Origin of the sequence: Bifidobacterium imperatoris (assembly GCF_002860405.1) — a bacterium.
GTDB lineage: Bacteria > Actinomycetota > Actinomycetes > Actinomycetales > Bifidobacteriaceae > Bifidobacterium > Bifidobacterium imperatoris.
Genome location: NZ_NMWV01000025.1, coordinates 66,398 through 87,985 on the forward strand (window position 1 = coordinate 66,398; position 21,588 = coordinate 87,985).

General features: G+C 55.5%; 24 protein-coding genes, 2 pseudogenes and 1 riboswitch. Of the genes and pseudogenes, 14 read left to right on the plus strand and 12 right to left on the minus strand.

The genetic code is table 11. The annotated features are described in order from the left end of the window. Window positions 1–207 precede the first annotated feature (207 nt). Window positions 208–1,497 carry a uracil-xanthine permease family protein gene (locus tag Tam1G_RS09035; RefSeq protein ID WP_101626256.1) on the minus strand — a complete coding sequence of 430 codons (1,290 nt, stop codon included), beginning with the start codon at window positions 1,495–1,497 and terminating at the stop codon, window positions 208–210. Window positions 1,498–1,616: 119 nt separating this feature from the next. Next, entirely contained in the window at window positions 1,617–2,447 is an 831-nt protein-coding gene (locus Tam1G_RS09040; RefSeq protein ID WP_033891026.1) for a histidine phosphatase family protein, read from the minus strand. Between the two features lie 318 nt (window positions 2,448–2,765). Between Tam1G_RS09040 and Tam1G_RS09045 the strand changes: the two genes are divergently transcribed. Continuing rightward, window positions 2,766–4,376, plus strand: coding sequence for a PolC-type DNA polymerase III domain-containing protein (locus Tam1G_RS09045; protein ID WP_101626257.1), 1,611 nt, complete (start codon window positions 2,766–2,768; stop codon window positions 4,374–4,376). Window positions 4,377–4,456: 80 nt separating this feature from the next. Here Tam1G_RS09045 and dtd read toward each other — a convergent pair whose 3' ends face one another. After that, window positions 4,457–4,942 carry a D-aminoacyl-tRNA deacylase gene (gene dtd, locus Tam1G_RS09050; protein WP_101626258.1) on the minus strand — a complete coding sequence of 162 codons (486 nt, stop codon included), beginning with the start codon at window positions 4,940–4,942 and terminating at the stop codon, window positions 4,457–4,459. 276 nt (window positions 4,943–5,218) lie between these two features. Then, window positions 5,219–5,572, minus strand: a complete 354-nt coding sequence (locus Tam1G_RS09055; protein ID WP_133125000.1) for a hypothetical protein — start codon at window positions 5,570–5,572, stop codon at window positions 5,219–5,221. A 100-nt stretch (window positions 5,573–5,672) separates the two neighbouring features. Between Tam1G_RS09055 and mmuM the strand changes: the two genes are divergently transcribed. From mmuM to Tam1G_RS09075, 4 genes are all read left to right on the plus strand, one after another. Continuing rightward, window positions 5,673–6,647, plus strand: coding sequence for a homocysteine S-methyltransferase (gene mmuM, locus Tam1G_RS09060; protein WP_101626260.1), 975 nt, complete (start codon window positions 5,673–5,675; stop codon window positions 6,645–6,647). A 245-nt stretch (window positions 6,648–6,892) separates the two neighbouring features. After that, window positions 6,893–8,203: a Fic family protein gene (locus Tam1G_RS09065; RefSeq protein WP_101626261.1), complete on the plus strand. Its 1,311-nt coding sequence runs from the start codon at window positions 6,893–6,895 to the stop codon at window positions 8,201–8,203. Beyond that, complete coding sequence (locus Tam1G_RS09070; protein ID WP_101626262.1) at window positions 8,196–8,402, plus strand: helix-turn-helix transcriptional regulator; 207 nt, start codon at window positions 8,196–8,198, stop codon at window positions 8,400–8,402. The genes Tam1G_RS09065 and Tam1G_RS09070 overlap by 8 nt, the downstream gene beginning before the upstream one ends. A gap of 95 nt (window positions 8,403–8,497) precedes the next feature. Beyond that, window positions 8,498–8,782 carry a homocysteine S-methyltransferase family protein gene (locus Tam1G_RS09075; RefSeq protein WP_278251021.1) on the plus strand — a complete coding sequence of 95 codons (285 nt, stop codon included), beginning with the start codon at window positions 8,498–8,500 and terminating at the stop codon, window positions 8,780–8,782. 527 nt (window positions 8,783–9,309) lie between these two features. Here Tam1G_RS09075 and Tam1G_RS09085 read toward each other — a convergent pair. Then, window positions 9,310–9,624, minus strand: coding sequence for a DMT family transporter (locus tag Tam1G_RS09085; RefSeq protein ID WP_101626264.1), 315 nt, complete (start codon window positions 9,622–9,624; stop codon window positions 9,310–9,312). Window positions 9,625–9,643: 19 nt separating this feature from the next. Next, window positions 9,644–9,703: riboswitch (guanidine-III (ykkC-III) riboswitch) on the minus strand. 153 nt (window positions 9,704–9,856) lie between these two features. Between Tam1G_RS09085 and Tam1G_RS09090 the strand changes: the two are divergent. Further along, window positions 9,857–10,028 (plus strand): annotated as a pseudogene (locus Tam1G_RS09090) (IS3 family transposase); the annotation flags it as partial. A gap of 30 nt (window positions 10,029–10,058) precedes the next feature. Continuing rightward, window positions 10,059–10,155 (plus strand): annotated as a pseudogene (locus Tam1G_RS09095) (IS3 family transposase); the annotation flags it as partial. A gap of 334 nt (window positions 10,156–10,489) precedes the next feature. Here the strand turns inward: Tam1G_RS09095 and Tam1G_RS09100 are convergent. Beyond that, window positions 10,490–10,750 (minus strand): hypothetical protein, encoded by a 261-nt coding sequence (locus tag Tam1G_RS09100; RefSeq protein WP_101626265.1) that lies wholly within the window; start codon window positions 10,748–10,750, stop codon window positions 10,490–10,492. A gap of 285 nt (window positions 10,751–11,035) precedes the next feature. Continuing rightward, window positions 11,036–11,656, minus strand: a complete 621-nt coding sequence (locus Tam1G_RS09105) for a TetR/AcrR family transcriptional regulator (protein WP_101626266.1) — start codon at window positions 11,654–11,656, stop codon at window positions 11,036–11,038. A gap of 144 nt (window positions 11,657–11,800) precedes the next feature. Here Tam1G_RS09105 and Tam1G_RS09110 point away from each other — a divergent pair, with 144 nt between their 5' ends. Next, window positions 11,801–13,312: an MFS transporter gene (locus Tam1G_RS09110; RefSeq protein ID WP_101626267.1), complete on the plus strand. Its 1,512-nt coding sequence runs from the start codon at window positions 11,801–11,803 to the stop codon at window positions 13,310–13,312. Window positions 13,313–13,397: 85 nt separating this feature from the next. Here Tam1G_RS09110 and Tam1G_RS09115 read toward each other — a convergent pair whose 3' ends face one another. Next, entirely contained in the window at window positions 13,398–13,670 is a 273-nt protein-coding gene (locus tag Tam1G_RS09115) for a GNAT family N-acetyltransferase (RefSeq protein WP_101626268.1), read from the minus strand. 97 nt (window positions 13,671–13,767) lie between these two features. Continuing rightward, window positions 13,768–14,298 carry a TetR/AcrR family transcriptional regulator gene (locus Tam1G_RS09120; RefSeq protein WP_133125001.1) on the minus strand — a complete coding sequence of 177 codons (531 nt, stop codon included), beginning with the start codon at window positions 14,296–14,298 and terminating at the stop codon, window positions 13,768–13,770. A 213-nt stretch (window positions 14,299–14,511) separates the two neighbouring features. Here Tam1G_RS09120 and Tam1G_RS09125 point away from each other — a divergent pair, with 213 nt between their 5' ends. Both Tam1G_RS09125 and Tam1G_RS09130 read left to right on the plus strand, forming a co-directional pair. Continuing rightward, window positions 14,512–15,906, plus strand: coding sequence for a DHA2 family efflux MFS transporter permease subunit (locus Tam1G_RS09125; protein WP_101626270.1), 1,395 nt, complete (start codon window positions 14,512–14,514; stop codon window positions 15,904–15,906). Between the two features lie 82 nt (window positions 15,907–15,988). Next, window positions 15,989–17,803, plus strand: coding sequence for a CocE/NonD family hydrolase (locus Tam1G_RS09130; RefSeq protein WP_101626271.1), 1,815 nt, complete (start codon window positions 15,989–15,991; stop codon window positions 17,801–17,803). Window positions 17,804–18,203: 400 nt separating this feature from the next. Here the strand turns inward: Tam1G_RS09130 and Tam1G_RS09135 are convergent, their stop codons facing one another. From Tam1G_RS09135 to Tam1G_RS09145, 3 genes are read right to left on the minus strand one after another with little or no spacing between them, the layout of a single operon-like run. Then, a complete protein-coding gene (locus Tam1G_RS09135) occupies window positions 18,204–18,923 on the minus strand; it encodes a peptidoglycan recognition protein family protein (RefSeq protein ID WP_101626272.1) in 720 nt (239 codons plus the stop codon). A gap of 3 nt (window positions 18,924–18,926) precedes the next feature. Then, window positions 18,927–19,322 carry a phage holin gene (locus tag Tam1G_RS09140; RefSeq protein ID WP_101626273.1) on the minus strand — a complete coding sequence of 132 codons (396 nt, stop codon included), beginning with the start codon at window positions 19,320–19,322 and terminating at the stop codon, window positions 18,927–18,929. 12 nt (window positions 19,323–19,334) lie between these two features. After that, window positions 19,335–19,691, minus strand: coding sequence for a DUF2746 domain-containing protein (locus Tam1G_RS09145; RefSeq protein WP_101626274.1), 357 nt, complete (start codon window positions 19,689–19,691; stop codon window positions 19,335–19,337). Window positions 19,692–19,772: 81 nt separating this feature from the next. Between Tam1G_RS09145 and Tam1G_RS09150 the strand changes: the two genes are divergently transcribed. The 4 genes from Tam1G_RS09150 (at window position 19,773) to Tam1G_RS09165 (ending at window position 21,586) form a co-directional block, all read left to right on the plus strand. Next, the gene (locus tag Tam1G_RS09150) at window positions 19,773–20,636 is read left to right on the plus strand and encodes a tyrosine-type recombinase/integrase (RefSeq protein ID WP_101626275.1); all 864 of its coding nucleotides are present in this window, start codon (window positions 19,773–19,775) and stop codon (window positions 20,634–20,636) included. A 119-nt stretch (window positions 20,637–20,755) separates the two neighbouring features. Then, window positions 20,756–20,953, plus strand: a complete 198-nt coding sequence (locus tag Tam1G_RS09155) for a hypothetical protein (RefSeq protein ID WP_165781971.1) — start codon at window positions 20,756–20,758, stop codon at window positions 20,951–20,953. 69 nt (window positions 20,954–21,022) lie between these two features. Continuing rightward, on the plus strand, window positions 21,023–21,241 hold the full coding sequence (locus tag Tam1G_RS09160) for a hypothetical protein (protein WP_101626277.1): 219 nt from the start codon (window positions 21,023–21,025) through the stop codon (window positions 21,239–21,241). Between the two features lie 153 nt (window positions 21,242–21,394). Beyond that, on the plus strand, window positions 21,395–21,586 hold the full coding sequence (locus tag Tam1G_RS09165) for a hypothetical protein (protein WP_165781972.1): 192 nt from the start codon (window positions 21,395–21,397) through the stop codon (window positions 21,584–21,586). Window positions 21,587–21,588 lie beyond the last annotated feature (2 nt).

The following is a 21,588-nucleotide window of genomic DNA, read 5'->3' on the forward strand; positions in this document are numbered from 1 at the left end:
CTGAGCCTAGCCCAAGCCCCCTACTTTATAGGTATCCATCGCAATAACACATAATGGAGTCCCTATTAACGGCATAAAAAACCCACCGTGTGGCAATTCATCCACGGTGTGGTATCACCATTTTTGGGTTTGGCGGAATTGCGCCATTTTGGGATACCACACGGTGAGAATTTCACCACACGGTGGGCTTGTACCCCGCATCAAGCATTACAGGATATCCGGATCATCCTTGTCGATGGTGCCGGTTGCCTTGCCGATGGCCTTGAGACCGTGGTAGGCCACCAGAATCACGATGGTGCCGATAGCGATGCCGTTGAAGGACGTGCCGGCAATGGTGAAGGCGAATTGGCCAATGGCGATGATCATCGTGATGGCGGCCACCATGATGTTGAGCGGCTTATCGAAGTTGACCTTGTTCTCAACCCAGATGCGCACGCCGATCATGCCAATCATGCCGTAGAGCAGGGTGGTCACGCCACCGAGCACGCCGGCAGGAATCGTGTTGATCACGGCACCGAACTTCGGGCACAGCGACAGGATCAGGGCGAACACGGCTGCGCACCAGTAAGCTGCGGTGGAGTAAACCTTGGTTGCTGCCATCACGCCGATGTTCTCACCGTAGGTGGTGGTACCGGAGCCGCCGCCGAAGCCGGCGAGCGTGGTGCCCAGACCGTCGGCCATCAGAGCGGTGCCGATCTGGTTGTCGTAATCGCGGCCGGTCATCTGGGCCACGGACTTCACATGGCCGACGTTTTCAGCCACCAGCACGAGCACCACCGGGATGAACATCGGCAGAATAGTGAAGTCGGCTTGCGGCAGGTGGAACTTCGGGAAGCCGATCCAGCCGGCATCGGCGATGGCGGAGAAATCCACCTGTCCACGGAAGCATGCGTATATGTAGCCGATAAGCACACCGATCAGAATGTTGAGTCGACCGAGCAGACCCTTGAACAGCACGGCCACGAGCAGCACTGCCACCAAAGTGACGATAGCGGTGTCCGGAGCGGCCTGGAAGTTCGTCCACACCGAGGGAGCCAGATTGAAGCCGATGATGGCCACAATCGCACCGTTGACCACCGGCGGCATGATGATGTCAATCCACTTGGCACCGGCGTAGTGCACCAGCACGCCGATCAGGGCGAGCAGAATACCGGTGACCATGATGCCGAAGCTGGCTACGGCAATGCCTTTATGCGCAGTGGTGACTGCGGTGATCGGAGCGATGAATCCGAAGGAAGAGCCAAGGTAGCTTGGCAGCACGTTCTTGTTGATGAGCAGGAACAGTGCGGTGGACATTGCGGTGAAGAACAGGGTGGTGGACGGATCGAATCCCGTCAGAATCGGCACCAGGAAGGTGGCGCCGAACATGGCGATGACGTGCTGCGCACCGATGCCTGCGGTGCGCACCCAAGTCAGGCGCTCATCGGGCTCCACGACTTCGCCGGGCTGCAACGTCTTACCGTCGCCGTGCAGTTGCCATTGAAAGATATTGGACATTACTTCTCTCCTCGCTTGTGGCTGAGGGCGCGGCCATACCTCCGGCCGCGCACTGCTCGCCATTGTATCGCATGGAGATTGTCCGAAATGGCGCTATCGGCAGCAAATATTAACCGTGTTTATTTGCCGTAATACTCCAACAGGTGCGGGTCCACCGTGCGCACCACGTCCACCAAATCACCGTTGGAAAGATATGGGCGCTTAAATTCACGCCAAGGTTCCACTTTGACTTCCCAACGCCCGGTTTCCGGATCCTGAACCGGTCGAGCGGTTTGCTCCCAACGCACACGTTTGGAAGTGCGTCCGGTTTCCGGGTCCCGGCGCGAATAATGCAGACAGGTGCAGTTGGTGATGCGCCATTCATCAGCATCGGCCCGATGCAGGAATTCCTCGTCCGACAGATCTTCGATGGTGAGCATCATAGCCAGCATGAAGTCGCCGTGCGTGACCATCACCACCGATTCGGCATCGGATTTGCGGCTCAAAGACGTGAGCACATTGTGCACGCGGTCTTCGGCCACGTCGGCAATGGACTCCCCTGCCGGTGGGCGCCAGTACAGCGGATCCGTGTTCTTGAACATCCAATTGCGTGCATAGTTGGTTTTGAACTCATCCTTGGTGATGGTGTTGATTTCGCCCCAGGAGCGTTCTCGAATCACACGATTCTCTTCCCACTTTGCTTTGGGCAGTGCCATAGTGGCCGCAGTTTCGCGTGTGCGCACATATGGGGAGACCAAGTAGCGGTCGAACAGTTGCTGCTGGCTTACAATCCAACGGCCAATGCAGTCGGCCTGTTTACGTCCAGTAGCGGTCAAACGCCAGGAGCGGTCGGGCACTGTCACATTATCCTGCGTATACAGGGATTCGTCGCCTTGCTCGCCGGCCTGCACAATCACATTGGCTTCGGATTCACCATGCCGAATCACATACAAATCAAGCGGCATGCTCATAGTTTTCAGTTCCTCATTTCATATAACGTCTACTGTTTTTGATTGATTAACCTGACTTCCGCGTCACAGGTGTTACTCATTTTCTACGTTCAGTGGCAAGCAAAACGTTGCCCTCATCTCGTCTGTCTCGCATCATAACGTTTGGGTAAATAGTTCCATGCGGAAGCAATTGCCCACTACCCTACTCGAAACCACCAGTGTTTGCGCCTTTCTTCCCCGAGCTGAATCAAAGAATTCACCGGGTGTTCAGCCTCGGCTCGGCTGCAATACTGGTTTACGCTTTCGCAACGAAACCTGAACGCACTACGATATGGAGGCATGGGGAATAACTCAAAAATCGACCGTTCATGGCTGACTTCCGCTAAGGAGAGTATCGGCCAATGGTCATACATTATGTTGAAGGATGCAGATAATAACGATATCGATTGGGATTGGGTGCGTTCGCTCGATCTCGAACATGGCATTGGCGTAGCTTCGCCGGCTGATTACGAACCGGGGGCCGGTTCGGATGTACACGATTTGCTGAAGACTGATCTTGAAATCCGCGATCGTTTGGAAGCGATCATCGCGAAGATGAGCATGGTATTCATGCGGGATTTTGACCGTCATATCAAGACCTATGAGTTGCCGCGTGCGCTGGCATATGCGAATCGTCGTTTGAATGATCAGATTGTGCTGTTGCGCGACCGTGGTGTGGCCGAAGGTTTGTGGACCGTTACCGATGAGGAACGTCAGCGTGTAACAGTGCCGGTATTGACTGCGGCACGCGATGGTGTTGTTGTTGATGATATTCAGGATCATACGGCTGAGATTGTCAATGCTCGCGCTGAACAGCGTAAGGCTGACAGGGCTGCGCGCGAAGCGCAACGACACCATCGTCAGATGGCATTGTTCGATGCCGACGAAGTGAAATATGGTTCCGTTGAGGCCGGTCCTGATGAATCCGCACCCGCCGACTCGAGCTCGGATGCCGGCTCTCCTGATTATTTGGTTGAAGGTCAGCCGGTCATTAATGATGACAATCCTGCAGTGCCCTCTACGGAACAGGTCGCGGTGGATGAAACTGCTGTTTCTGAACCTGCTTTCGCTCGATTCCGCCATGCGGCAGCCGAACATGTGGCTTCACGACAGAATGCGGAAACCAAGGAATATTGGCGTGCCGTGTTCCTGCCTGGCCGTGATGTCGATAAGGTGATGGGCATTGATTTGGAGACCAATGGCACTGAACCATACCGCACGTACATCATCGATGTGGGCTTCGAGTATATGAATATGAAGTCGCCGCGTCCGGCTGATGCGCCAACCGGTTACACCTATGACAAGGATTACTATCAGGGTGGTGATGCGTATGATCAGCATCGTTTCTCGTTTGGCGTGACGCCGGAAGCCGCACGCCACGGTAATCCATTCATCATCCAGTTGACTGGCATTGACGTGAGCCAGCGCGTAGGCGACGAGTATCCGCTGTTTGATGAGGACGCCGAAGCTCAGGCTGATTTGCTGAAGCGCTTGACCTCACAACCATTCGTGGCGCATATGGCCACGTTCGAGCACAGCTTCTTTATGCTGAATGTTGCCGGCTACGCGGAGGCATACCGCAATGGCCATGTGACCATCATCGATACGCTGCCGATGAGCCGCCTGTGGGATGAGGGTTCGATTCCTTGCGAAGGTCACCCGGATGGCGACAATACGTTGGATGCCTATGCCAAGCGTCAAGGTGCGCTGCGCGAGGATGATAATGAACGCCATTTGGGCCTTGAGGATACGCATATCATGCTGTTGGCGATGAAACATCATCTCACCCAGCTCAAGGCTGAGGCTCGTGGACCTTGGGGACCTGACGGCAAGGCCGGCGTGGGCGGCAAACGCATCACTAAGAAGCGTCATTTCGTGCGTCACGAGCGCCGCACACCGATGTACGACTGAATGACTGAATGACTGAATGATCAAGCAAAAGTAATGGCGTTAGTTTCTCAATCAGAGAGACTAACGCCATTTTTTGAATGCTATTTTTTATGCGGCATATCGGTTTCGGTATCGACGATGATGGTCACCGGGCCGTCGTTGACAAGGCCTACGCGCATGTGCGCACCGAATCGTCCTTCTCTGACCGGCACTCCCCCGGAACGCAGCGCCTCGTTGAATTTAATCCATGTAATATCCGCATGTTCGGGCTTGCCGGCTTTGATAAAGCTTGGGCGATTGCCCTTGTGCACGTCAGCGTACAAGGTGAACTGTGAGAGGGAGAGAATCTCACCGCCGATATCCTGAATCGAACGATTCATCTTGCCCTGTTCGTCCTCGAAAACACGCAGGTTCAATACTTTGTGGGCGAGCCATGACACTTCAGCATCGCCATCAGCATCGGAAACTCCGACCAGAATCATGTAGCCGGGGCCGATCTGCTGCGGCTCGAATGTGGGATCAAGGGTTCCCAGTTCATTGACAACGTCAACGCTGGCATGGCTTACTCGCTGAATCACAATACGCATATGCCCGATTATGCCATCTCCCGTGAAACGGAACATGCTTAGGCTTCGGCGAGCGCACTCAACACGACTGATACGCTTGACTTGAGTGGTTTTCGCAGCGTCACCGTCGCCTTGTATGTGGTTCATCACAGGCGCTCGTAGAGAGCAGGAATCATGTGCATAGGATTCACAGCCGTGTTACCTGTAGCAGCGGTAATTCACAAAATCAATAATCCCAGCAGCAAAGCATCCCAGCAGCTGGCGTACTGAATAAGACAGCGCAAGATAATAAGGAATTCACTGCGATTGAGAAAGACTGGTGGAAACCTGTTGTTCCACACGATCGTAAGCATTGGACAAAATCATATTGCCAGGCACAGTAGTCAGTAGGAATGCCAGCACTGCCGCAATAATCGACATAATCAAACCTTTGATGATTTTGGCCACGATTTTGAAAACCACGTACGCCACAGCGGCACCAACTACGATGGTCACACCAGTCTGCACAGTAGACGGCAAACCGCCATACCATACAGCTATCCTGTCTAAAACCGACAAATCCAAGTTCGACAAATCAACATTATTCAAATCCACACCCGCAATAGCGGCATGCAAAGCTTCAGCTACCGGCTGCATAATCTTGTTTCCCATCTGGCTATCTGACTTTTACATTCTTGGTTGTCCTATAGATTAGCGTATGACCATAGTGATTACGCCTATGGCGCATATCCATATATAGAGGAGGCAACCCATGCTCGGCGTCATCGAGCAAACGCTCGCCACGCAATCCCCGCTTATTATTGATGGCGCGATGGCTACCGAACTGGAGCATCGGGGCGTGGATACCACAAGTGAACTGTGGTCTGCGATTGCATTGATTCAGGCTCCGCAGTCCGTACGCGATGTGCATGAAGCGTATTTTGAGGCAGGCGCCAATATCGCTATCACGAACACTTATCAGGCGAACATTCCTGCGTTTGAGAAATGCGGGATATCTCATGAAGAAGCAGAGCGTCTTATCGGCACAGCCGCATCCGTCGCATTGGAAGCGCGGGAGAGGTATCGGCAGCATCATGCCAATGCCAGCAATGCCTCAACGAACGATTCATTTCCCAATGATGCGAGACCGTTGCTGGTGGCTGGCAGTGTGGGCCCGTATGGCGCATTTCTGGCGGATGGCAGCGAATATACCGGCAGCTATCATCTTTCGAATACCGCCTATCAAGATTTTCATCGCAGCCGAATGCAGATTCTGTCTGACAGCGGCATAGACCTCTTCGCTTTTGAGACCATGCCCAATATCGGCGAGGTTCAAGCGTTGATTGGCCTGCTGAGCGCGGAGTTCCCTGATCATGAGGCATGGGTGTCGTTCAGCCTTGGCGATTCGGGGCATTTATGTGATGGCACAGTGTTGGAGACTGCTGCAGCCATCGCCGATGCATGCCCGCAAATCAGTGCGATTGGCGTCAATTGCGTGCAACCGGAACTCGTCACTGACGCAATCGGCCATATATCGGCCGTTACCGCCAAACCGATTATCGTGTATCCGAACAATGGTGATATCTACCATCCTGATGCCAAGACTTGGACGCGCTGCGCAGGGGCTTTGTCTCTGAGCAACATGGCTTCTCGATGGGCTGAGGCGGGAGCCTCACTGATCGGCGGCTGCTGCCGCACCTCCCCTGCCGATATTCACGATTTGGCCAAGGCCTTATACCGAAATTGAACTGCGCCTCGGAAGTTGGACGCGTCCAGCCTGGCCTTGAACTCCTCGTATGCGGAGAACTCGCGTCCGACATAGAACTCGTCCTTGAGGAGGCCGGACACCTAATCGAACACTCTATTGGCACTTTATTTGGTTGTTGCCGTACTGATATAAGTTATGTTTTGATGGCGTTTATTTGCCTCACTCCTCTTATTATCTTATAGTTTTTACAATTAAGGGCGCAATCAGGAAGGCAAGTTCGGTCAATGAATATGAAATATAGAAGTTTGGCGAGAACGTTCCATGCCGACAGAACGAATGACGCCTTCATCAACCATACGAAACTTGCCCAGCAACGGCTCGAAGCGGACTCCACGTTCAGAACCGGGGTCATCACACCGCTGGGCGAACTGTTCACTGCTACACCACGCGAAACATCCATACTCACGGAGAAAATACTCCTCGCGGAACGGCAAGTGTCCTTTCTGTGGAACCAGCTCCCTGGCGTCATGCGCTGGAACTACATACGACATTCCATCAGCGAGGAATTGTTCGCCACCAACGAGATGGAGGGAGTACGCAGCACCCGCAAGGAAACCCAAGACGCCGTGGATGCAGCCGACAAAGCAAGAAAGAGCGGCAACGAATCCAAGGCCCGGTTCAGCGAATTCGCCAAACTATATCTGAACCTCACTGACAAAGACACTGCACTGCCTTCAGGAATCGTAGACATCCGCGACATCTACAACAAGGTTGTGCTCGATGAAATCAACGAGAGCGACAAGCCAGACGGCGAACTGTTCCGAAAAGGCGACGTGGAGATACAAGGCTCACACGGTCTCGCAATTCATAACGGTGTCAAGGGTGAAGGCAACATCAGTGCACTCCTTACCGACATGATCCACCTCGCAACCTCCGACGAAATTCCCCGCCTCCAGTCGTCTATCATGTCGCACTTCCTGTTCGAGTACGTCCACCCGTTCTACGACGGCAACGGCAGAACGGGCCGGTATCTCTTGGCCCTCTATCTGAACCACAACCTGACCATGCCCACAGTGCTTTCCCTGTCCCGCATCATCGCGGAAAACAAGAACTCCTATTACAAAGCGTTCATGGAGGCCGAAGACAAGCTGAATTGCGGTGAACTCACCTTCTTCGTGAACACCATCCTCGAGTTCATCAGAAAGGCTCAAGATGAGCTAATCGATGAACTCGAGGTCAGGGTCGACCAGCTCGACAGAGGCCGGTCGGTCTGCAACCAACTTGAGCAGAAGCATGGCCTGTCCGCACAAGCGGCCTCGATACTATACGGCGTGATTCAAGAGGAGATGTTCGACTCATCTAAGTCCATAACACTGAACGATGCCGCAACCCATATCAGACTATCCAAGCAAAGCGCAAGGAAGTATGTGGGAGAGCTCATGGACACAAACCTTGTCGTCCAGTCCGGGAAACGCCCTCTGAAAATACAGGCATCGAAATCGTTGAAAGACATCCTTGAAACTGGAATACAAGAGAACAACGGAAAGCATAACAGCAAAATTCAAGAAGAAACAGGAAGGCATGACGATGACTGAACGGTTCCTAAGCCTCAAGGAGGTCGGAGAACGCCTCGGTGTGAAGAATCCCGCTGCGAAAGGATATAAACTGCCTGAGCCGGACGCGCTGATTGGCACGACGCGTGGCTGGCTGCCGGAGACTATCGACCGGTGGAACGCCGCCCGTCCCGGCCGCGGGGTGGGTGGCGGCAGACCGCGCAAGCATCCCAACGAATAAGCAAGCAGCGCCGCTTGTTTTAAAACATCCACCTCCATCTCCAGCTACCGGTTGCACCTGCGCAATTCAATCAGCTCGTTCTGCTCGGGCGTGCGATCGGCGTCAATTGCGTGCAACCGGAACTCGTCACTGACGCAATCGGCCATATATCGGCCGTTACCGCCAAACCGATTATCGTGTATCCGAATAATGGCAATGTCTACCATCCCGACACCAAGACTTGGACGCGCGGTTTAGACTCTTCATCGCTCATCCATATGGCTCTCCGATGGGTTGAAGCGGGAGCCTTGCTTATCGGCGGCTGCTGCCGCACCTCCCCTGCTGATATTCACGATTTGGCCAAGGCGCTACCGGCAGATCGTCAGCAGGCACTTTGCTGACATGTCGAGTTGCATCGGACGGCAGACTTCGCTGGATGAAATAACTAGCAACATCAATATCTCGGACTTCCTCAAACCGTATCGGTTGGATGTCGAGCCGTGTTCCATGTTTGTGTGGGGGGCACGGACACTCTTGTTTCATGGTGGTCACGGACAATTCCATGCGATTCGACCATCGCCGGTATAACACTGGCTTGCTGATATGTACCTTGGCAACCGCGTTAGTCGGAATAAACTCCTCAGCACTATGCGCCCAGCTGCTCCCATGCTGCCTTCGACACCGGTATGAGACGGCCATCCGCACAGCAAACCGATTTCAGGATTGGAAGCGCATCTGAACAAAATGGCCCCGTCTTGGATGCGTCATCAACCTTCCAAGGACACAGTATCAATCGTCTGGTTTCAACGGTTTTGTTCAGACTGTCCCTTTCACCGGACGAAAACAATGAGCCTGCATGCCAGCACGGAACCGCAGAAACAGAATGGCCCACTCCCCTATTCAAAGAATGGGCACTGTATATCTGTTATCAATCAACGAGCTTTAGCCCTATGACGCAGGTGACCAGTCCAATGATGAGCAGAATCCGCATTAGCGAAATGGCTTCCTCTCCGCTAAGCATGCCGTAAACGGCAGTTATTGCCGCACCAATGCCAACCCATATCGCGTATGAAGTACCAATGGGGATGTGTTTCATTGCAAAGGCAAGTCCACCCATGCTGGCAACGAGGCCAATCACAAACACCACAGTGGGAACCAGTCGGGATAATCCCTCGGACCGGTCAAGCGCAATAGCCCACACGGATTCACAGATGCCGGAAACTATAAGAACAAACCAAGGCATAACCGTCATACTCCTCATGCATGGCAAGTCTTGTCAAACCGGGTACTTGTCCATCGTCCGGGAGCAACGCTAGCTCTACCTATTACGATAACACAGCCGAAAATAGAATGGATTTGCGTATATCCATGATTCATTCCACACTGCCGGCCGTGGAACCGACGACTTATGTACTGTGGCATCTTGCAAATCAGCATCCGGAAAATACCGATCGTCGAATGTGACGAGAGAAAGGTTGCTGACATACCGAATCGGCTGGAGAGGCGGCGCTCATGGAAGAACGGGGCAACAGGAAATACGATTACGAGACGAAGCTCAACACTGTGCTCGACCATGTGAATCATGGACTGACAGCGGACGAGGTCATGGAACGTTATGGTATCGTCAGCCAAACGTGTCTGAGGCAGTGACGCTAGGACTATCGCCGCGGAGGACCGGACGCGTACATGGTCCATTGGAACGACAAACGAAGGCAGAAACGACTCGAGGGACACACCCCCGGAGGAGTTCCGGAGCATGTCCCTCACAGCCTAATCAGGTACCCTTAATAAACCACGTCCAACATCCGGGGCGCAGTTCAGGCTTCAGCTGTAGTCCAAAGCAAGTCGAGCAGCGCTTCGCATGGTTCTCTGGCACAGATGCACGCTTCGACGCCGTCACGCTGATGGTTGGCCATAACGGGAGTGACGAGCGGCTTCAGCTTCGAACACATGGTCGCATTCGGCTTGTTTGCTCATCAGCTATCCACTCCTCTCTTGTCATCAATGTAGGGGAAGGCGGTGTTGACTTTTCACCCGTTCTTGCACAGATTCATTCAAACGTGGACACGAATGCCTTCATCCATATGGGTGGTTTGGTGTTTCAGCCGTTAGGCCGCAAGAGGGACTGGAATCGGTCTTGTGTCCTTTGTCCGATATTTCCAGAACGATTCAGTGCCTGGAGTCAGAAGATGACGTGTACCGTCATGCTTGTCCACAGCAATCGAAGGCAAACCGACTTCAGATGGATGGGAGTCGGCATCTTTGAAGTCAAGTCCGAAAATCCACGCCATATTATTTTCCGCAACCCCGAAAACCATCATGTTCGGGTAATCCTGTACTGCAAGCTTCATGGCCTCATGGATATCCATGCCACCCCTCCTTACAGTATCCGCGTATGAGCGCGGGCGGTTTCGCATTGTCATAGCTTATTTTGTCCAGCGCCAACCGAGTTTTTCTTTTCAAGATTCCTCTACATCCTTAGCGCAGCAAGCATAAGTCTTAGGTCATCATATTCCTTGCAAGCCTCAAAATAGGCACGAATATCATCCCCACTTTCGAGTCAGTCGCATGTGCGGTGACGTTCCTGCACATACTTTCTATATCTTTCAGGGGTATCCATATCGATTTGACATCGGACAATCCATGATTCTGTATTACTTGTTGGCGGCGATTCGCGCTTGATGCTCGTAATGGTTAACGAGCGGAAGGAACAGCTCGTCGACCGTGGCGATGATGTCCGCTTCGGATAAGGGACGCATGTCGCGCAGGATGGTCGCGCGTCCGAGTTCTCCGGGCATACGCAGCAACGACTCCGGCAGTTCGCAGGTGACGTCGCCGCGCGCCCGCGCGTTTTCGATGGCCATCACGATGCTGGGCTGATCGCTAATCATCGTGCGCTCGTATAGTTCGTGCGCGCTCACGCCGAGCCAATTGGCATAGACGCCGAACTTGGCCAGCACCATCACCGCATCGGATTGCTTGCTGTTGAGCTGCCGGAGGATGGAGATGACGTCGCCCCTGAGTGTGCCGGTGTTCGGCCGTTCGATGGCGGCATGACTACGATGCTGTTTCATGGCGGCCACGAACAATTCCGCGCGATTCGACCATCGTCGGTACAGCACCGGCTTGCTGGTGCGTGCCTTGGCGGCCACATTGTCGAAAGTGAACTCTTCGGCGCTGCACGTAGATAGCTGCTCCCACGCAGCATCCAGAATGGCAGCCTCTAAAGCCTTGCCCCTGCGGCGCGTCTGTTTTGGTGCGGTGCCCGCTTCCATGTGCTATCTCCGGTTGGCATAGGTGTTGTGGATAACGATTCTCTACTATCGCTCTTTACAGGATACTACGGCGTTTCTTATCTAGGGCTATCTATAATCACATGTTGTTTATAAGAAACGAATTTGTATCTTATTGGATGAAGAATGAATGACACAAGTACTCAGCAACTGAATCATGCTTTGCTTTGTCTATGCGCAGCCGAACTGGTAATGATGATCAACACCACTGCGTTCAATGTGGCACTGCCAGACATCACCGAATCATTCGGATCGAATATGGCGGAACAGCAGTGGGTCGTGTCCATCTACAATCTTGTGTTCGCGGCTGTGGTACTGCTGGCGGGATTCCTTGGCGACCGACTCGGCCATCTGAAAACCATGCTTGCCGGATTGGGATTGTTCGTCGTTGCATCGGTAATCGGCCTTACAGCCGGCAATGTACCGGTATTGCTTGTCTCGCGGGCGATCATGGGTGCCGGCGCAGGAGTAGTCATCCCAATGGGACAGGCACTGCTCGGCATCCTCTTTCGAGGTCCCGAACTGTCTCGCGCCATGACCACATGGGCGATAGCCGGCACGTTGGGTGTACCCTTCGGCCCGCTCGTTGGCGGAGCTCTCACCGCGTCGCTGGGTTGGCGGGGTATTTTCGGGTTTGATGGCCTAGTGTTCCTTGCTGTAATCATGGTTATACGCGCAAACGTTCCGCAGGCGAGCGCGGCGCACAAATCCCAATCGTTGCATATGCCGTGGCTGTCGGTCGCAATGATGTTCGCTGGATTCACCCTGTTCTCCGCCGGTCTGGTCAATGCGCAGCATGGTGTTCTGGCCGTGAACGCATGGATTCCGATGCTGGTTGGCGCTGTGATGATTGCGGGATTCGTGCTGCATGATCGCATGTCGTACAATCCGTTGATGGAGCTCGGATTGATGAAGGATTCGTCATTCGCGGCATGCGCACCGGCATTGATGATGCTGAACTTCTCAATGTACGGCATCATATTCATCATGCCGGCTTACCTGGAGACAGTGCTGCGTCACGACGCGCTGGTCGGAGGAATGCTGTTGACACCACTGGTCATCGCATCCATCGTGGGAGCACAGATAAATGACTGGATTGTAGCTCGAATGAATTCGCGCGGAGCGAGCTTGTTGTCTTTGGGATGTTTGGCTGCTGGCATGTTGATGATTGGCGTCGCCATGTGGTGGCCTAGCGAAATTGCGAAACAGTCGACAGTGCTGATTGGTCAGATTGTGGCCGGATTCGGACTGGGGGCAGGTCAACCAGCGATGCTGACATGGGCGATGGGCAGGGTACCGATTGAGCAATCCGGTGCCGGTTCCAGCCTGCTGACGGTGTTCCGCCAATTTGGATCCATCATCGGCGTGGGAATCTTCGGTAGCATACAGAGTGGATTGTATGTAGCAGGATTCCATCATTTCGCACAATCCGCAGGACTGAATCCGCAATCCGCTGGCTCTGTAACGCTGGACTTTCAGCAGACGGCTGGATTCACGGGCGTGACGGGTGAATGGATACGACAGGTAGCTTCCCGCGCCTATGAATCAGCGATGATTGGCAGCTTCGCCGTCGCAGCCGCAATCATTATCGTCACTCTCGGAATCGTTGCGCTGATATCACGTAAGATAATGCAATAAAGGCCCAGATTAATAAGTAACGTGGAAGCCGCATTGTCTTTCTAACGACAACGTCTACGCATTACGCACAACCGGAATAATCTAGCTATGCAACACGCCATCTGTCCTCAGTGATGATGCGGAAAACATCATCATGGTATTCATTGATAAGTCCGAAGTAGTCATGCTTCGATTCAAAGACCGTCTTCATGCCGCATTTGGTCATCACACGGCCTGACTGGCTATTCTCTACATAATGACCGCCCCATACGGCGTCCTTATGCAACGTATCGAAGGCATATCCGAGCGTGGCGTCCAGAGCCTCGGGCATGTAGCCGCGACCCCAGAACGGACGACCAATCCAATAGCCAAGTTCCATTAAATATGAACTCGACCCTTACGCCTCACTGTGGCAGAAAACAGACCATGCTCGGTACGACAGTTCGGAACGGAGGGAATCGCGTCAGCCGCGGACCTCATTCCCGTTGCACGAGCCTGCCGATGATGCGGGCCGAGACCTCGGTGACGGATTCCCTGCTGTACGGCCCTTCGGCCGCGAGCGTACGCATGGCGTACATCGCTCCTCCGATGACAAAGGTAAGGAGGATGTCCTCTTCCTCGGTGGTGTCTTCCGTCAGATAGAACTGCCGCAGATGTCGTTCTATCTTGTCGTACAGCACGTCCTGCCTGCCGCGGAACAGTATGTCTATGGCGTCTTTTCTCGTACTCATGGCCGCCGGCACGTTTCCGAGGAAGACCAAAGGATCGGTGAGCAGCTTGTCCTTGTACTGAAACGCCTCGAAGCATTCATCAAGGACCATGTCCTCAAGCTGGTCCGACAGATCGAACACGTCGGTGTAGTGATGATAGAACGTCGACTTGTTGATCAGTGCTTCCGCGCAGATGTCGCGCACCCTGACTCGCTCCAACGGTTGGGTTCGCCGCAATGTCAGGAAGGCATCACGAATCGCCTTCCGGGTTTTGACGATACGTAGATCCTCCGCCATGCATGGTCCCTTCGTTTCCGTATCCATATGGGCGATGCCAATAAGCGACATTTTCGTCCATTGGTCGCATATGCCCCCTGCGATGATTTCCGTCGGTTGAAGATATGCAACTTTGGTTGCTAAATAAACATTAGACCAATAACCAACCACAGTCAAATTGCCGCGGTACGGCCGAATCAGAGCTGGACCGCCGACGGAAAGGAACCTGTTCTTATGGGATTAACCCGAAAACAACGCATTACGGTCATCGTGCTGTTGACAGGCACGGTGCTCGCCATTCTCGACCTGTCGTTTCTGTCTCCGGCGTTGCCGTCCATCATGGAAGACTTCAGCATCGACGCGACCACGGCCCAGTGGCTGTCGAGCGCGTATTCGCTGGTCGAAGCGTTGATCATCCCACTGTCGGCATACCTGCTCGGGCGTTTTTCGACCAAGCGTCTGTTCGTTGCCGCGATGAGCATATTCTCCGCAGGAAGCCTGCTGGCCGCGTGGGGGCCGAATTTCGGAGTCTTGCTCGTCGGCCGCGTCTGCCAAGCGGCATGTACGGGAATTCTGCTGCCCATGGTGATGACCGAGATCGTACTCATCTTTCCTCGCGAACGACGCGGGACGGACATGGGTCTGATCGGCTTATTGGTGGGATTCGCACCGGCGATAGGCCCGACGGTGTCCGGCCTGTTGATCGATTCCGTCGGTTGGCATGCGCTATTCCTTATCGTCGGCGCACTCGGCATCATCATTCTCTGCGTCGCAATAGTGGTGCTTGAAATCAAGGAGACGGCTACTCGGACGCCGTTCGACGCCTTGTCCGTGGCATTGTCGTCAATCGGGCTGCTGTGCATACTGTACGGCTTGTCGACGTTCGCATCGACCGACAATACGGTCGCCATCATCTTCCTCATCGTGATCGGCACCGCTCTCATCGCGTTGTTCGTCGTTCGCCAGTGCAGGCTTGACCAACCCATGCTTGACATGCGCGTATTCCGCTCCCGCAGGTTTTCCAGTTCCGTCGCCGTCATCGCACTCACACAGGGCGTGTATCTCGGCATCGGCACCGTGCTGCCCCTGTTCGTTCAGATCGTCAGAGGCGAATCCGCCGTGATGAGCGGACTCGTCGTACTGCCTGGCGCTCTGCTCAGCGCGGCGATGGCGCTGGTATCCGGCAAACTGTACGACCGGTTCGGCGTGCATGTCCCGGCTCGGGTAGGCTGCGTGTGCGCCCTCGCCGGCATCGCACTGCTTGCAACGATGCCGATGGACACCGACATGCCGGTCGTCGCCATCGCATACGCCCTTTGCTCGGTAGGCGTGCAGCTAATCATCACGCCCTGCAACACATGGGGCATCAATTCGTTGAGCAATACTCTCGTGCGCCACGCGAACGCCGCCGCCCAGACCTCAAACCAGATCAGCAATTCCTTCATGGTCGCGCTGATCATATCGTTCTCCGCGCTATCCTCCGTAATCGCGCCCACGGCCACGAAACTTGAAGCGGCATATTACGGCGACAAAATCGCATTCATCGCCGCCGCGGTGATTCTGCTGGCACTGGCGGCATTCATCGCAATCTTCATACGCGACCGCGAAACCGACACCATCGTCGGATAGGGAATACCCGGCCCATTGTCCAAAAGGACACACCGGCCGAATCACATCATCTGTCCCCCATTACATCACAGAAAGGAACATCATGACCGATACCACCAACAGCAGCGCACCGTTGCTTGACATCAACGGGAGCGAAATCCTGTTCAAACCGGCGAATCCACTGAACCAGGCCAAACCTCCGATTCCGCCGCTGGAAACGCGAACCGTCCTCTACCGGGAGGGAAGCGTCAACGCCAAGGGAGCCATGAAACTGCCGATCGACATCGAATGCCTGGAGGACATCCCGATTGAACTGCGCGACGGCACGGTCATCTACGGTGACCTATGGCGCAGGCAGGGCGACACCTGCACCCCGGTCATTCTCGTCTATTCGCCTTACAGCAAGCGCGGAGGCCCGTTCAACGCCAACTACGATGTGACCAGCACCGGGTTCCCCAAGGATCAGGTATCCGGTCTGCAACGTTTCGAGTCTCCCGACCCGGCCTACTGGTGCAGGTATGGATATGCGATCTGCGTGGTGGACGAGCGAGGCATCGGTCACTCCGGCGGCGACATGTACTTCATGGGCACTCAGGCCGGACGAGACGTGCATGACACCATCGAATACATCGCGAGCCAAGACTGGTGCACCGGCAAGGTATGTATGATGGGCAATTCACAGCTCGCCATGATCCAATGGGCCGCCGCCGCAGCAAAGCCGGCTCATCTGGCCGCAATCGCCCCGTGGGAGGGCCTTACCGACGAATACCGCGACGTGGTATGCCGAGGAGGCATCCCCAACGGCACGTTCCATGACATCGACATCGTCGGCTTCCTGTACGGGCAGAGCCGATTCGAGGATGTGACCGGCATGCTCGAACAACACCCGCTCGTGGATGACTATTGGACCGATAAGATCCCCGATCTCGAACATGCCACCGTCCCCGCTTATGTGGTGGCCAGCTGGACGCATCCGATCCACACCCGCAGCACACTCTCCGGATTCAAACGACTCGGATCGACGGACAAATGGCTGCGCATCCACGACACCCATGAATGGGGCGACCTTGACACCCGGGAGAACTGCGACGACCTGCGTCGCTTCTTCGACCACTATCTCAAGGGCATCGACAACGGATGGGAGCAGACGCCGCGCGTACGATATTCGCGGCTTGACGTGGGAGCCAAACACAACCTGTTCTCCACGTCCGACGACTATCCTTGCGTGCGGACCGAAACGATGGCACTGCACCTGGATGCCTCGAACGGCACTATGAACGAGCAAAAGGCCGCACTGGAATCCAGCGCCGAATACGATGCCGTCAGTCGTGACATGAGCGCCGTCGCACGCTTCGAATACCGGATTCCCCGGGACATGGAAATCCACGGGCCACTCAATGCCCGCCTGTGGATGAGCACCGACGCCGGCGACGACATGGATCTGTTCGCCCAGCTGTACAAGAAGGATGCGAAGGGCAAAGTGCTGTACCACGTGGTCTTCCCCGGCTTGGAGAAGAAACTGCGCATGATGATAGCACTCACGCCGAAAGGCAAGCAGCTTCCCGGCGGGCCGATCTATGTCGGCCCCAACGGCCGACTGCGCGCCTCGCACCGCGAACTCGATACGAAACGATCGACGCCGACCGAACCATACATGACCTATACGAACCCGCAACCGGTCACCCCGTTCGTACCGGTGCAGATCGATCTGGGATTATGGCCGACCGATATGCTCCTGCATGAAGGAGAGACCCTGGTGCTGGAAATCGGAGGACATGCTTGCGGCCCGGTAGCCGAGGCCCGCGCCAGCGATGAAGCGCCGGACGCACAGCTGCCCACCGTCAATCAGGGCAGGCACACCGTGCATACGGGCGGCGTCTACGACAGCGTCCTGCTCATGCCGATCGTAAAACCGTAATATCGAACCGAGAAGCTCCGCATGGCGAAATAACCGGGGGCCTTGGAATCGCTCGGATTCCAAGGCCCCGACGCTACTCGGCGATCACTGTTGCAATCACTTACTCACGTTGAACTTGAATGTGTTCGTATTTTTCGTTTCCCTGTGTTTCCAAGGGTTTCAGTGTCTCGTCTCTTGTGCGTACACACTATTGACACTCTATTTTGTTGTATCGCTTCAATTGTATACAGGAAAACGCCCCGCCCGGCAAGCAGTGCGGCTCATGCGAAGCCGTCTGCATTGCCCGGGCGGGGCGTTCGGTTTCAGGGCATGTCATGGTCGCCGGTGACCGCCGCGTAGAGCTCTAGGATGAGCAGGACCGCGAGGAACGCCGCGCACTCCATGAACCTTCGGACGTTACTCATACGCCGAGCTTCTTCATGGTGCTGCACACCAGGCTGTTGATCTCATCGAAGCGTCCCCACCAAGGGGCTCCGCTGTTGCCGTGAATCAACGGCACGCCGGTCTGCTGGAGCAGGTTGGCCTGGTCGACGTGGGTGAGCGCGGTGCGCCCCTTGCCGGGCTCGCAATACCAGATCACTCCAGTGTCGTCGTTGCGGATCATCAATGCCGCCATGATATCTACCTCCTGTGTTCCGGCACTGACGCCGGATAATTTCTGTTGGACAAGTTGGACGAAAGCGCCCCAGTTATAGCCGAAGCGCGAAAAGTACGGGATGGGGTCGGTGTGGTCGCTGCCGCCGTAGGTCTGCGAGAACCACTGGTGGGGGTGCATGCGGTCCACACCCCACCCGCGAGCGCGCAATCGTTGGGCAATCACGTCGGCGGCGATTTCAATACCTTTCCAGAAGTCCGACGCGTTGGTGGCCTCGCAGATCTCGATGCCCTCGCACGTTCCATTGCCGTTGCCGACCTGCCAGCACAACCGGTCGTAGGGCACGCAGTGGATCGCCTCCGTCCAGTCGGACGTGAGGTGCACCGCGTAATCGTAGCCGCGGCTCCACAAATCCCGGTGGTTGCGGGCCGTGGCGCCGGGGTTCGCCGTGGAGTGCACGGCGAACAGGGACGGGCTGAGATACCCGTGCCCCTGGTTGACGATCTCCTCCTTGATCTGCACCATGACTCACTCCGTGATGGTCTTGGTATCAGGGTCCTCGATCATCTCGCTCATCGGCACGACCTCGCCCGGCATATCCACCGCATTGCCGGTGGACTGGGCGAGCTTGACGGCGTCGACGACCTGCTGGCCCTGCACGGCGGCGCCGGTCATGTTGTTGTTGCGCCACCACGACCAGACGGACGAGACGACGGCGATGACGCCGGTGATCGCGGTCGACACCTGGTCCGTGGTGAACGGCAGTGCCGCGACCCCCGCGATGGACAGGCCGGTCTGGAGCACGCTGAACAGCTGGACGAGGAGCAGCACGATCGATTTCGTGCGCTCCAAGGTCAAGCCCGGGATCGTGGTAGTGGTGGTATTGGCGGCCTTGTGGTCGGCCACTCCGGCGATGTTTGCCATTGGTGTTCCTTTCTATTGGTGGTTGTTTCCTCCGCGCCGGAGGTCGTTGACTTCGTGGCGCAGTTCGATGAGGTTCTGCTCGGTGGTGGTGATGCGCCTGTTGACGGTCGCGAATTCGCCGTTCATGTCGTCACGCAGATCGTCTACCGCACCGCGCAATGATTCGATGGCGTCCAGAGTGCGCCGGTTTTTGTCGTCGAGGTCGTCGCGCAATGGCATCTCGTGGTTGTTCGTGATCTCGCCTCGCGTCGCCCTGTCCCTCTCGTCGCCTCTGTGGTTGATCCAAATAGCGGTGACGATCTGGGCGGCGAGCACCAGGGCGCTCACCACGATGTACGCCCATGCGGGCAATCCCTCGGGCAGGTTCATGCACGGCTCCTACGGTGTGGAAAACCCACACGTAGACCCGCATGGGACGGCCATGCGGCGTGTGGGTTTTGGAGGTCGGAAATGTTACTGAATGAGTATTGGGCTGAGTCCTATTGGCCGGCATGCGGCAGGCTGCGCGAATGCACGCGCGTCGGATACGCGAGCGCATGGAACCGTCATATACGACCGGAATTGGGCGATGTGGAGTTGGTGAATCTGACGGGGCCGCGCATCCAATCGTGGCTGGACTCGATAAACTCGCCGGGTGCCGCGCGCAAGGCATGGGCCGTGCTCCGGCAGATGCTGCGTTCGGCGGTGCGGCTCGGATTACTGGATGTGGACGTGACCGGCAGGGTCACACCGCCGAAGCCCTCCGGCTATGAGCCGGAGGTGCTGGATATCCGCCAGATACGCCAGTTGCTGCAGGGTTTCCACGGGCATGAGCTCGAGGCTTGGCTGATCTGCAGCGTCTGCCTCGGACTACGCACCGAAGAAGCTCTCGGATTGGAATGGTCTGACGTGAATCTCAACACCGGCAAGGTCAGAATCCGGCGAGGATTGCAATGGGTGGACGGCCACGAGGCGATAGTCGAGCCGAAGACCGAGCTATCGCGTCGCACCGTCGTGCTGCCGCGATTCGCGGTGCTCCGCCTGCGTGAAATCAGACCACGCGAAAGCGGTCGGCTTATCGGATTCCTGAACCCTGGTCAGGTAGCTCGCCGCTACGCCTCATGGTGTCATTCGCAGAATCTGCCATACGTGCCGCGCCGCAATCTGCGCCACAGTTGGGCCAGCACCGCATTGGGAGCCGGAGTGGACGTGGCCGTGGTCAGCCGGGCGCTCGGCCATTCCAGCATCGCAACCACAGCCCGTTACTACCTGCGCCCCGATAGCGAGGTGTTGCGCGAGGCACAACGCACATGGGAGCACGCCCTCATACGTTAAGGGATTCGCTAACCCAATCGTCTGTATCGTTTACTGGCCCCTACGCAATGAATGTAAGACTCATGCGCATAGGTCGCATCGTTATAGCGGTCGGTCAACCTTCGCCATCATCTAGTTATGTGACCGGAGAATTGAAAGCTACAGAGAAAATCCCGGAAGGATACAGGCCTGCGATCAACGGCGCGATCCTGTTTGTATCGAACAATGGCGGTGCAGTCGGCAGCTGGTACATAGACTCTGACGGAAGCATTACCATTCGAGGTAAAGCGGATAAAGGGTATTTCCAAACCTGCACCGGCAGCTGGCTGACCGCCTAGCTTTCGCTAACCCACGGACTGACAGACTGCGAATCGGGTATATGGGCTGGCAACACGAATGGCGACGCGGTGTCCGCGGTCAAATGGACTCGCCATTCGACCATGCCCACCGGATTCCTCGTCACCCGCATGAAGCACCCCAATGAAGATGATGCCTCCGTGCTGCACGTGCTACCTACTCTATGGGATTTACGCAGTACGGAGGCATGGGTGCGATTCCGCAACACACTTACCGACACGTGGGCCACCAACCATATCGTCAAATTCACTTGGCTGGCATGGTGGTAGTTTTCGCTAACCCAGCCCATTCTGTGGTCCGGCTCCATTCAGGAAGGTTCGGCGCAATTCTCCAAAGACGTCAGTGTGTTTAAATGGCTGTTGCTTGAAGGAAAGGACGATGACGGACTGTATAGATCGTTTACGATTCCAGTCCTTCCCGATATGGCGACAACGCTCAGCTGGCACACTACATCCATTACCACAGGAAAAACATGGTTCAAAGATGTTCGATTCACCATTAAAAATGGCGGATTCTCAATCAACACCCACCGTGCCCGTGATGCAGATAGCGTCAGCAAACTTGTTGCTACCAGCAAACTACTCACTCTGACCATCATCTACGGGATTCGCTAACC